A 12,398-nucleotide genomic window follows, 5' to 3' on the forward strand; every position below is an offset into this window, starting at 1 on the left:
TACTGCAATCCTTGCAGGATTCACAAAATTTGTAGGGTATTGCTAAGAGTGCTTACCCTCGATCGGGGATATTCAAGGGGGGGGAATAGCCCTACAATAAATTATACAAATGATGCGAGGATTACTCTATTGTACTAAAAAATCATACCGAGCTGCGAACAAAACTGCAACTCTAGACAGATGTTATATCAATCCAGGCTGCACCGTCAGGTGATTGTTGACTATTGACTGTTGAGTGTTGACTCGAAAGCTGTTCGGACATTTGAAAAATATCGGTGCAACCGGAAACGATGTCATGGGATTTGAGATTTGGGATTTAAGATTTACTTGCAGCGCCGTGAATCTGGGAACTGGAACAAAAGTCTAAAAGTTTTGGCTGTCTATGACTTGAGTACGTGGCAGGGTATCCATTTTGGGTGGGGTTAAAAAACAATGCAAATTTAGGCGCGTCTTCCAAACCGTTATGTCATCAGTGATTTTCAATTGTTCAATTCTTGAATTTTAAATAAATTTAAAATGGTATTAGACAGATGTCAAAATTCGCTCGCGATGGGGGTATCGCCATTGTCAAATTTTAAATCTAAAATGGTATTAATTGCCAGTTCCGAGTCACCCACCCCTTTATAATTCGGCGGTTTCAACCGCCTCTAGACAAACTTTTGCCCGCCAAAGCGGGCTGAGAAATAAAGAGAATATTTAACCAAAATTGGGTATTAATTGCCGATTTTGCCTACATCTCTCCCCCTGGATTTGCCCATGTCAACCACAGTTGATGATAGCCAAAACTTGCTAGAAAAGGCGATCGACCTCAAACCGCCGGTGCTGCCTCCAGATACACCGTTAAAAGTTGCGATCGCCGCGATGACTCAGGCGAGCGCCAGTTGCGTTTTAATCGCGCTTGAGCGACAACCGATCGGGATTTTTACTGAGCGCGATGCTGTCAAAATAACTGCTAGCGAAAGAGGGCTAGCAGGGCTGACAATTTCTGAGGTAATGACGGAAAATTCGATCGTCCTGAACCTCGCTAGAGCCGGGAATATCTTTAAGGTATTGGGCATATTGCGAGTCGCAAAAATCCGTCACTTGCCCCTCACAGACACCAGCGGAAACTTGCTCGGTGTCATCACCTCAGAAAGCATCCGTCAAATCCTGAAACCAAGCGACTTGCTGCAAATGCGGCGCGCCCAAGAAATCATGACCGCCGAAGTAATAGTTGCCTCAACTAAAACCTCAGTTTTAGAAGTCGCAAAACAGATGGCAACAAGGCGCAAAAACTGCATAGTCATTTGCAATCAGGGCGACAACACAAATCAGAAACCAGTAGGCATAATTACAGAACGCGACATTGTTAAATTCCAAGCTGCCGGACTCGATTTTGTCGGCACTACCGCCGCCGCTGCGATGAGTTTTCCCCTGATACCTTTGCAGGCAAAAGCCACATTGTGGCAGGCTCACCAGTTGATGCAACAGCACTGCATCCGGCGCTTGGTGGTGCTGGACGAAGCAGGATATTTAGCCGGAATTGTGACCCAAAGTACGCTACTACAGGTCTTAGATCCCGTAGAAATGCACGAGAATGTCGAGCTTTTGCAGGAAACAGTTGCCGAAAGATTCAGGAGTTAAAACAAGTGAACGAACAATTGCAAAAAGAAGCGCTTCGCCGAACAGAAGTAGAGGAAAAATTGCGACTTTTAAATGAAAATTTAGAAGAACAAATTAAACATCGAACTTTAGAATTAATTAATGCTAACAGTCAGTTAAAACAGGAAATACAAGACCGCGCCACCGCTGAAGCTGAAGTCCGTCGCCTCAACATCGAGCTCGAACAGCGAGTGCAAGAGCGCACTGTTCAACTAGCAGCCAGCAACGAAGAATTGCAGCAAGAAATTAGCGGTCGCAAATTGCTAGAAGAAAAGTTGCTTTTTTCTGAAAGCAAAGTTCGAGCAGTTTTTGAAGCAATGACGGACATCGTTCTCGTACTAGACAGTAAGGGCAACATAGAAGTTTTACCTACCAATTCAGCAGCGTTTTCTGAGCCAGATTGCGATACAGTCAGCTTGACGGTAGAACATTTTTTTGACGACGATAACCCAGATGATTGGTGGAGGCTAGTTAATCAAGTCTTAGAAACGCAAAAAACGCTCAATTTCGACTATAGCTTAACAGTATCAGACCGCGAGATTTGGTTTTCCGCCTGCATCTCTTTGTTCTCAAAAGATGCAGTGATTTGGGTTGCCCGCAACATCAGCGACCGCAAACTAGCAGAGTCTGCGCTGTGCCAAAAAAATGCGGAATTAGCTCAGACCCTGCAAGAATTAAAGCACACTCAGAAAGAACTGATTCAATCAGAAAAAATGGCAGCTCTCGGACAGTTAATTGCCGGAGTTGCTCACGAAATCAATTCTCCCTTGGGGGCGATTCGCTCCTCGGTGCATAACATTGCCGATTTCTGGGCAAAACAATTGGAGAATTTGCCAATATTTTTCCAGCAACTATCCCCCGAACGGCATCAGGATTTTTTGGCGCTGCTGCACAAATCAAGCGAGGAAACAGACAACTTATCTAGTAAAGAAAAACGTCAGTTAAAAAAACTTTTGCAGCGACAATTAGAATCAGAAGGAATTGACGACGCAGACAGCCTTGCTTGTACCTTGTTAGATATTGGTATCTGCAATAACGTAGAACCTTTTTTACCTTTGTTGAAAGATAGCAAAAGTCAAAATATTTTACAAACCGCCTACGAATTCGCTACGCTACAAAAAAGCACTAAAAATATTGCTACTGCGACCGATAGGGCTGCCAAAATCGTTTTTGCATTGAAAAGCTACTCTCGCTACGACCAGTCTGGCTCCAAGACAATCGCAAATATTACTGACGGGATTGATACCGTTTTAACGCTTTACCACTACCAAATCAAACACGGTGTAGAAGTAGTGAGAAACTATTGTACTGATTTGCCCTCTGTGCTATGCTATCCTGATGAACTAAATCAAGTTTGGACAAATTTGCTTCACAATGCTTTACAAGCGATGGGCAACAAAGGAGTGTTAAAAATTGATGTCAAACACCAAGATAACTCAATATCAGTCAGTATTACCGACAGCGGTCAAGGCATTCCCCCAGAGATTCTGCCAAGAATTTTTGAGCCTTTTTTTACGACCAAACCTGCTGGAGAAGGCAGCGGTTTGGGATTGGATATAGTTCACAAAATCATTGAAAAGCACCAAGGTAAACTGCAAGTAGAAAGCGTACCCGGTCAAACCACATTTACTATATCCTTGCCTATCGAAATCAGTTAAGGCAATTAAAAATAAAAACCGGGCGCAATATTCCTCCCAATTTTAAATTCAAAGATGAGTAAAAATTTATGCCCAAACCAGTAATTCTCTGCGTTGACGATGAAGTTGTGGTTTTAAACAGTTTGAAAATCCAACTTAAAAAAGAATTTGGCGATGCTTACCTGTATGAAGTAGCAGAAAATGCCGATGAAGCTATGGAAATTATCGAAGAACTTAAAAAAGAAGATGAAAGCCATATTTTGGTCATAGTATCTGACTGGTTGATGCCCGGTATTAAAGGAGATGAATTTTTGATTTTGGTTCACCAAAAATATCCCAATATTGTCAAAGTCATGCTGACAGGTCAAGCAGATGAAATAGCAATAGAACTGGTAAAAGAGCAGGCAAACTTGCACCGCTGTTTGTACAAGCCGTGGGATGGCAATGAATTAGTAAAAACTATAAAATCGGGTTTGAAAAAAGTATGAATAATAAACCTGTGATTATTTGCGTGGATGACGAACCGATAATTCTTGAAAGTTTGAAAATAGAGTTGAAAAAAGCCCTGGGAGAAGAACACTTATTAGAAATTGCTGAAGGCGGCGAAGATGCTTTAGAGTTAATAGATGAATTGGTGGCAGAGGGCAGCGAAATCGTGGCGGTAATTTCCGACTATCTGATGCCGAATATCAAAGGTGACGAATTACTGAAGCAAATTCACAAAATTTTGCCCAAAACTATCAAAATTATGCTGACGGGGCAAGCAGACCTCGAAGCAGTGGCGAATAGTATTAAATATGCTAAGTTGTACCGATACATATCGAAGCCTTGGCAGTCAGAAGATTTGAAGTTGACGGTAAAAGAAGCGGTCAACAGCTATTTTATGGAGAAGCAATTAGCGGAACAAAACGCTCAACTCCAAAAGCTGAATCAAGAATTGGAAACTTTAGTGGAGGAACGGACTGCACAACTGCGCTTGTCTGAGGAAAAGTTTGCTAAAGCTTTTCGTTGTTCTCCCAACCCGATTACTATTACCCGATTTAAAGACGGTAGTTATTTGGAAATTAATGAGGCTTTTTGCCAAACTATCGGTTATTCAGCAGCAGAAATTCTCGATCGCACGGCGCTGGATTTAAATCTTTGGGAAAGTATAGAAGCCCGCGCTAAGTTGTTTGAAATGTTAGGCGAAAAACAAGTTGTTCGCAACTACGAATTTGATTGGCACACTAAAAGTGGGGAACTCAGAACCGGACTGCTGTCTGCTGAAATCATTGAGATTCATGGCGAAACTTGTGTGATTTCTGTGATTCAAGATATTACCGATCGCAAATTGGCAGAAGAAAAACTCCGCGGTTTAGCAGTTTCTTTAGCAGCAGCGCAAAGAATGGCCCGCGTCGGCAATTGGGAATGCGATTTCTCTGCGAATACAACTACTTGGTCGGAAGAATTATCTCAGATTTTCGGTCTGGATTCAAGTCAGGCGCCGCCAACACTAACTGAGTTTCTGAAATACGTGCATCCAGAAGATCAACAAAAGTGGCAAACAACGATCGACGCTGCTATTGCTAGCGGGAAATCCTACAGTTTGGAATATCGAATTCTGCGACCCGAACTGATAATTGCTGCGGATAATTGCCCGTCAGAAACAGGTGAAGGCGGCTTCGTCCGCTACATCGAAGCCAGAGGAGAAGCAGTGGTCAACCAACAAGGGCAAGTGACAAAACTGTTCAAAACTTTGATGGATATTACCCCCCGCAAGCTGGCAGAAATAGCCTTAGCAGAGAGCGAAGAAAAATACCGCCATTTAGTTGAAACTTCCCAAGATATTATCTGGTCTTGCGATGCCCAAGGACGCCTTACTTTTGTGAACCAAGCAGTTAAACAAATCTACGGTTATGACCCGGAAGAAATGCTAGGCTGTTCTTTTGGCGATTTTTTAGCGCCAGCACAGATAGACCGGAACCGGGAACTTCAGCAGCGCTTGCTGACGGGAGATGCTGTGTTTCAGTACGAAAGTATAGTATTAGGAAAACACGGCAGACCGATCGATGTAAATACGAAGGCGATCGCGCGCTTGGACGCGGATGGAAACATCACCGGCACAACAGGTACAGCTAGCGATATTACCGAGCGCAAACAAGCAGAAATAGCCCTGCAACAAGCAAAAGAAGAAGCTGACAGAGCCAACAGGGCGAAAAGCGAATTCCTCTCGAATATGAGCCACGAATTGCGAACTCCCCTCAACGCAATTCTCGGTTTCACTCAACTGCTGGCCCGTTCCACAGTCCTCGATGCCGACGAACAGCAATATTTAGGAATTATTAGCCGCAGCGGGGAACATTTGCTTGCTCTGATCAACAATATTTTGCAAATGTCAAAAATTGAAGTCGGGCTGGTAACACTTAATAACAGCACCTTCGACTTGCACAGAATGCTAAAAAATGCTGAACAGATGCTGAAGCTGCCGGCTGAAAAAAAAGGGTTGCAGTTAATTTTTGATTCTACTCCAGATTTACCTCAGTATGTAGAAACTGATGAAAGCAAGTTGCGCCAAGTATTGATTAATGTGGTGGGAAATGCGATCAAGTTTACGGCGGAAGGCGGTGTTAATTTGAGGGTTAAACACGAGCTGCTGTCAAATAAAGATTCCGGAGATATTCCGCGGAGTGAAAATTGCTGCTTGCTTTTTGAAGTGGAAGACACGGGTTCGGGAATTTCGGCTCAAGAAATGGATAATTTGTTTAAGCCTTTTGTGCAAACAGAAAGCGGGAGAAAAGCTCAAGAAGGAACTGGTTTAGGGTTGCCGATCAGCCAACAGTTCGTGCAGTTAATGGGAGGAGAAATGACGGTGACAAGCAGTGTGGGTAAGGGCAGCATTTTTAGATTTGATGTTAAAGTTTCGCTGCCTAATGCAGTGGAAATTCAGGTGGCTCAAACAGCTCGCCTGGTTGTGGGTCTGGAACCGGGACAGCCGGAATACCGGATTTTAGCTGTTGACGATCGCCTGGAAAGTCGGTTGCTGTTGGTCAGAATGCTGGCATCGCTCGGCTTTGCGGTGCGGGACGCTGAAAATGGGGTTGAAGCTGTGGAAATTTGGTCGAGTTGGGAACCTCATTTGATTTGGATGGATATGCGGATGCCGGTGATGGATGGCTACGAAGCTACTAAACAAATTAAAGCGCATTTGAAGGGTCAAGCAACGGTGATTATTGCTCTGACGGCGAGTGCTTTTGATGAGGAGCGATCGGTGATTTTGTCTGCTGGTTGCGATGATTTTGTGGCGAAGCCTTTTCGGGAGGAAGTGATTCTGGAAAAGATGGCTAAGTATCTGGGAGTTCGCTATGTTTACGATCGAGCAGCTTCGCCGAGTTCTGATGCTGTTGCGCCCGGTGACGTTGGCGCGCCTGAAACGGCCTCTTTGCCTTTTACGCTGAATGCTTCATTGTTTGAAGGTATGCCGGCCCAATGGGTTGATGAATTGTACGATGCGGCGGATGCGGTTGATAACGAGCGGATTTTTGAGCTGCTGTTGTCGGTTCCTGCGATTAGTCCTGGTTTCAGCAGGGCGATCGCCGATTTGGCGAATAACTTCCGGTGCGATCGGATTATCGATTTGATTGAGGAGTTTAGAAATCTTTAAAGCAAGAGGGGAAAAGGAAGAAGACAGAAGGGAGGATTTGGGACGATTGATCAAATAGTCGATCGACTATTTCATTCCCGGCTGCAGAATCTACGCCACATTCCAGGTTAATGAAGTACAGTAGCAGCAGGAATTGTGTGGTGTGAATCCGTAAGGTGCGTCGCTGCGAGATATTTGAGAGAACCTACATATAGACGCGGGCGACGCACCTTACACGGGATCTGGCAAGATTATGTGTACGACATATACATGGAATATGCTGTATAGCTATGTAGGGAGCGACGAAGAGCACCTTACCGCTATAATTGGCGCGTCAGACCACTTTTTTGCCTGAGTGCTATCCCCGTAAAAAAACCCGGTTTCTTGGGTTTTTGTGCGTAAGTTAGGTAAATATACAAGCAGTCGAGTCACGAGCAAGTGCTATAATTACGATTTAACAAGTTTTCATAATTTCCGGACTTCTCAATTTAACAAAAAATACCATCAATGACTAGCAATCAAACAGAAGATAATAAAGGCAAAATATTAATTGTTGACGACACCCCAGAAAATTTGCAAGTTTTATCAGCAACCCTGTCGGATCGCGGGTACAAAGTCCGGGGCGTAATTAACGGCAAAATGGCAATCAGAGCAGCGCGATCGGGTTCTCCAGATTTGATTTTGCTCGACATCAAAATGCCGGAAATGGACGGCTACGAAGTCTGCACGGAGATCAAAGCCGATCCGAAGACAGCAGAAATTCCGGTTATTTTTATCAGCGCTTTAGATGAAGTCTTGGACAAAGTAACAGCGTTTCAAGTTGGAGGGGTCGATTATATCACAAAACCGTTTCATGTAGCAGAAGTTTTAGCGCGAATCGAACACCAATTGACTATCCAAAGACTGAAAAGACAATTAATCGATCGCAATACCGAACTGCAACAAGAAATAATAGAACGCAAAAAAGCCGAAGAAGCCGCAGCCGCTGCATCGCTCGCAAAAAGCCAATTCGTTGCCAACATGAGCCACGAATTGCGGACTCCCCTGAACGCCATCTTGGGTTTCAGCCAAGTCATGAGCCGCGACTCTTTACTGAGTCACGAAAATATCGAAAACCTCGGAATTATTAACCGCAGCGGTCAACATTTGCTGGAACTAATTAACGATGTTTTAGACTTGTCGAAAATAGAAGCTGGGATAATTGGCTTAGATGAACGCAGTTTTGACCTTTATCAACTCCTCGACACTCTCGAAGAGATGTTTCTAATCAAAGCTGAAACCAAAAATTTGCAACTGATATTTTCCGTGGAGTCGAATGTTCCCCAATATATAAAAACTGACGAAAAAAAGCTGCGTGTCTGCTTGATTAACCTGCTGGGAAATGCCATAAAGTTTACCGAAAACGGCGGCAGGATTTGGCTGCGCGCGAGCGTGGAAGGCAAGCAGCAGCCCGCAGCATCGGAAAATTCTTCTAATTCTAGCTGCGCCGAGCAAGATTTAATTTTGTTTGAAGTTGAAGACACGGGAGTTGGCATAGCAGCAGCAGAAATTGATAGTTTATTTGATGCTTTCGTGCAAACAGAAGCAGGCAAACAAGCGGCTGACGGTACGGGATTGGGTTTAACAATTACTAAAAGATTTGTAGAGATAATGGGGGGAGAGATTTGGGTAGACAGTGTTTTAGGTGAGGGAACCAGTTTTAAATTTAACATCCGAGTATTTCCTGCTATTTCGTCGGAAATAACAGTCGCGACTTGGCAGCGGGTAATCGGATTGGAACCAGATCAACCAGTTTATCGGATTTTAGCAGTTGACGACAATCAAGAAAATCGGCTGCTGCTGGTGAAAATACTGCAACCAATTGGTTTTGAAGTCAGAGAAGCGGAAAACGGCTTGCAAGCTGTTGAACTATGGGAAAGTTGGCAGCCGGATTTAATTTGGCTGGATACGCGAATGCCAGTAATGGACGGTTTTGAAGCTGTCAGACAAATTAGAGCTAAAGAGAAACCAACTAAGTCGCGAACTGTAATTATTGCTCTGACTGCTAGCACTTTTGAGGAAAGAAAAGGCGAAATTATTGCCGCAGGTTGCGACGATTTTGTGCGGAAACCTTTTCAAGAACAAATCCTTTTTGATAAGATAGCTTGCTACTTGGGAGCGCACTATATTTATCAAGAGTTGCCCCGACAGGAACCGGGGGCTTTGCGGCGTTATTTTGTGATGGAAAAACCCGATTCATTTTTCGAGCCGCTGCTAGCCCAGATGCCTCGAAGTTGGGTGCAGGAACTCTACGACGCAGCTAATGATGTTAATGAAGAATTGGCGATTCAAATTGTCGATCGCATTTCTGAAAGTCATCCTACTTTAGCTAATGGTTTAAAAGATTTGCTTGTGGATTATCGGCTCGACAGGATAGTGGATTTAACTCAATCGAGTTTAAAATAAATGGATAACAGCCAAATTAAAATATTGGTGGTAGACGACCAACCGAGCAATCTGCGGTTTTTATCCAAGCTGCTAACAGCCCAGGGGTATCAAGTTTACCGAGCTATTTGCGGTCAACTGGGGTTGAATGCGGCGATCGCCCATTGTCCCGATTTAATTTTGCTCGACATTAGAATGCCGGAAATGAACGGTTATGAAGTTTGTCGCCGACTGAAATCGACAGCGGAAACTGCACAAATTCCGGTGATTTTTTTAAGCGTACTAGATGATATTAACGATAAATTACAGGCTTTTCGAGTTGGCGGCGCGGACTATATTGCCAAACCCTTTCAAATAGAGGAAGTTTTAGCGCGCATCGACAAGCAAGTCAGCTTGCAAAAACTGCAACAGCAACTAAAAGAGCAAAACGCTGAACTGAAACAGTCGCAGTCGCTGCTTGCTAGCGTCTTAAACAGTTCCTTAGACGGTGTGATGGCTTATTCTGCCGTCCGCAACAATCAGGGAAATATTGTGGATTTCCAGTGGCTGCTAGTCAACCGTGCTGCTGAAAAAATTGCGGATATGCCATTAAATGAGATAGTTGGCAAGTATTTGTTGGCCGAAATTCTCCAAGCCCGCAACAGCGATTTATTTGATTTGTACGTTTCTGTGGTAGAAACAGGAGAAACTGTAGACCAAGAATTTTATTACGAACACGATCGAGATACAGGTGTTTGGCTGCACATTGTCGCGGTCAAATTAAACGACGGTCTGGCCGTAACATTTCGCAATATAACCGATCGCAAACGAGCAGAAATTGCCCTGCGAGAAAGCGAAGAACGCTTCCGCGCGATCTTCGAGCAAGCGGCAGTGGGCATAGCGAAAACCGCGCTCTGCGGTCAATTTATACGGGTGAATCCCGGCTTTTGTCAAATTGTCCGCTATGCAGAATCGGAATTGTTGCAGCTTCATTGGCGAGCAATTACTCATCCCGATGACATCGAAGCTGACACTGAATCCGTGCGCTTGCTGTTGTCGGGGGAGATGCAAACTTTTTCTATGGAAAAGCGTTTGATCGGCAAAGATGGGGAAGTGCACTGGGCGAATGTTACTGTTTCGGCAATGCGCGATGCTGAGGGGACGGCGCAGTATTTGATTTGTGCGATCGAGGATATTTCCGAGCGCAAGCTGGTACAAGAACTGCTGCAAGCGAGTTTAGAGACTCAAACCCGCTACGCTGAAGAATTAATTCGTTCTAATGCCGAACTAGAGCAGTTTGCTTACGTGGCTTCTCACGATTTGCAAGCGCCTTTGAACACGATTGCCGGCTATGCTAAACTATTAGAAAAGCGCTGTAACAACCAACTTGATACCCAAGCAAATAAATTTATCGGCAATATTGTGAATTCTTGCGTGCGGATGCAGGCGCTGATTGATGATTTGCTGGAGTATTCGCGGGTGGGTCGCAGTCCGAAATGTTTCGATCTGATTGATTGCAATCTGGTTTTTGAGGATGCTTGCGCTAATTTGCAGTTGGCGCTCCGCCAGAATCAAGCTACTGTAACTAGGGGCGATTTGCCAACAATCGCAGGTGACAATTTTCAACTGCTGCAACTGTTTCAAAATTTAATTGGCAATGCCATTAAGTACCGCAGCAGCTCCGCGCCGATAGTACAGGTGGGTGCCGGGCGTGAAGGTGATAACTGGGTGTTTTCGGTGCAGGACAACGGTATTGGTATTGCCGAACAGCACCATCCGCGAATTTTTCAGATTTTTCAGCGCTTGCACACGCAAAAAGAGTATTCGGGAACCGGTATTGGTTTGGCGATTTGTCAAAGAATTGTCGATCGGCACGGCGGCCGCCTTTGGGTAGAATCAGCGCCCGGTAGAGGCTCGACTTTTTATTTTTGTATTCCTGTAGCAAAGTGAAGTCAGGAGTCCGCCCGGAGCAGTCAACAGCCATTTGAGATTTGAGATTTGAGATTGGGGAATTGGGGCATTGGGCATTGGGAATAGGTGTCCGGGTTTGGATTGCGGGCTGACATTTGGATTTTTTGGGGAAACTGGTTTTACTGAAACTTTAAATAACTTTATCTGTTCTTTACACAAATTGTGGTAAAAGTGTAGCATATTCACTGATGACATTGAGTTCAAAATCCATCAAGATAAATGTATTAGCTCGATCCTTATACAACTTAATAATCAGCGGTGCATGCAAGACTTGTCAGTTTATTTCTTCTCAATCCCGAGCATCTTGCTTTGGGATGCAGTAGTTTACCTAGTAATTGGGGAACTAGCATTTGTGATGTCTTTGTATTGTGCAGGTTGTCGGACAGGCTGCCAAGTGAAACAAGCAGGATTGGTAAAGGTTTGCAAATCAGGCAAAACCGCAAATTGCTGCAACACAAATTCAATTTTTTCAGCTTGGTTTGCCGGATGAGGACGACAGATGCTTTGCAGGCGATCGGACGGCGTTCCAAGTCCCGCCACCTCATAAAAATAGTTTGCGGTGAGGCAAAGCCGTGAGTTATAAGCAGAAACAATTTACTCTTTTAATAGCAAACGATGACGAGGATACGCGCTTTTTGATGCAGGAAGCAATCCGAGAAGTTCGATTGACAGTTAAAATCGAATTTGTGGAAAATGGAGAAGAAGTGCTAGACTATTTGTACCGTCGCGGTGAATATGCTGGTAGCAGCAATTGGCATCAGCCAGACTTGATACTTTTGGATCTGAATATGCCGAGGCTGGACGGGCGAGAAACACTAACTTCGATCAAAGCTGACCCGGATATGCAACAAATTCCGGTTGCGATTCTCACAACGTCGCACCGCAGCGGAGATATTTTGCTTTGCTACCGCTTGGGTGCTAATTCTTTTATATCGAAACCAGTCACTTTTGAAGGATTGGTTGAAGTAATGAAGACTTTATGTCAGTATTGGTTTGAAATCGTTTCGCTCCCGCGCCTGGATCTGTAAGCTTTAATTGACGTTGACATCGATAGTGTGAGTGTAGGCTACATTTGATAGACCGACATATTGCAGGGTAAGTATAGATTTCAAAACTAAAAAGTTTCA

The 12,398-nt window shown here is 44.2% G+C and carries 8 protein-coding genes; 7 read left to right on the plus strand and 1 reads right to left on the minus strand.

The window, feature by feature from the left end:
* Nucleotides 1-756: 756 nt before the first annotated feature.
* From IQ270_RS32225 to IQ270_RS04940, 6 genes are all read left to right on the plus strand, one after another.
* Entirely contained in the window at nt 757-1,623 is an 867-nt protein-coding gene (locus tag IQ270_RS32225) for a CBS domain-containing protein (protein ID WP_339384314.1), read from the plus strand.
* A 5-nt stretch (nt 1,624-1,628) separates the two neighbouring features.
* Nucleotides 1,629-3,299 (plus strand): ATP-binding protein, encoded by a 1,671-nt coding sequence (locus tag IQ270_RS04920; RefSeq protein ID WP_339384315.1) that lies wholly within the window; start codon nt 1,629-1,631, stop codon nt 3,297-3,299.
* A gap of 68 nt (nt 3,300-3,367) precedes the next feature.
* Entirely contained in the window at nt 3,368-3,766 is a 399-nt protein-coding gene (locus tag IQ270_RS04925; protein WP_193972134.1) for a response regulator, read from the plus strand.
* Nucleotides 3,763-6,918, plus strand: coding sequence for a PAS domain S-box protein (locus tag IQ270_RS04930; RefSeq protein WP_193972135.1), 3,156 nt, complete (start codon nt 3,763-3,765; stop codon nt 6,916-6,918). The genes IQ270_RS04925 and IQ270_RS04930 overlap by 4 nt, the downstream gene beginning before the upstream one ends.
* A 486-nt stretch (nt 6,919-7,404) precedes the next feature.
* Nucleotides 7,405-9,342 (plus strand): response regulator, encoded by a 1,938-nt coding sequence (locus tag IQ270_RS04935; RefSeq protein ID WP_193972136.1) that lies wholly within the window; start codon nt 7,405-7,407, stop codon nt 9,340-9,342.
* On the plus strand, nt 9,343-11,250 hold the full coding sequence (locus IQ270_RS04940) for a PAS domain S-box protein (protein WP_193972137.1): 1,908 nt from the start codon (nt 9,343-9,345) through the stop codon (nt 11,248-11,250).
* A 345-nt stretch (nt 11,251-11,595) separates the two neighbouring features.
* Here the strand turns inward: IQ270_RS04940 and IQ270_RS04945 are convergent, their stop codons facing one another.
* Nucleotides 11,596-11,811, minus strand: a complete 216-nt coding sequence (locus IQ270_RS04945) for a hypothetical protein (RefSeq protein WP_193972138.1) — start codon at nt 11,809-11,811, stop codon at nt 11,596-11,598.
* 32 nt (nt 11,812-11,843) lie between these two features.
* Here IQ270_RS04945 and IQ270_RS04950 point away from each other — a divergent pair, with 32 nt between their 5' ends.
* Nucleotides 11,844-12,299, plus strand: coding sequence for a response regulator (locus IQ270_RS04950; RefSeq protein ID WP_193972139.1), 456 nt, complete (start codon nt 11,844-11,846; stop codon nt 12,297-12,299).
* Nucleotides 12,300-12,398: the final 99 nt, after the last annotated feature.

This window comes from Microcoleus sp. LEGE 07076 (assembly GCF_015207455.1).
Taxonomy (GTDB): Bacteria; Cyanobacteriota; Cyanobacteriia; order Cyanobacteriales; family Microcoleaceae; genus Microcoleus.

Bases quoted from the DNA above. Each gene is read 5' to 3' on its own strand.
- IQ270_RS04940 (WP_193972137.1), top strand. From the start codon at position 9,343: ATGGATAACAGCCAAATTAAAATATTGGTGGTAGACGACCAACCGAGC.
- IQ270_RS32225 (WP_339384314.1), top strand. From the start codon at position 757: ATGTCAACCACAGTTGATGATAGCCAAAACTTGCTAGAAAAGGCGATC.
- IQ270_RS04930 (WP_193972135.1), top strand. From the start codon at position 3,763: ATGAATAATAAACCTGTGATTATTTGCGTGGATGACGAACCGATAATT.
- IQ270_RS04925 (WP_193972134.1), top strand. From the start codon at position 3,368: ATGCCCAAACCAGTAATTCTCTGCGTTGACGATGAAGTTGTGGTTTTA.
- IQ270_RS04935 (WP_193972136.1), top strand. From the start codon at position 7,405: ATGACTAGCAATCAAACAGAAGATAATAAAGGCAAAATATTAATTGTT.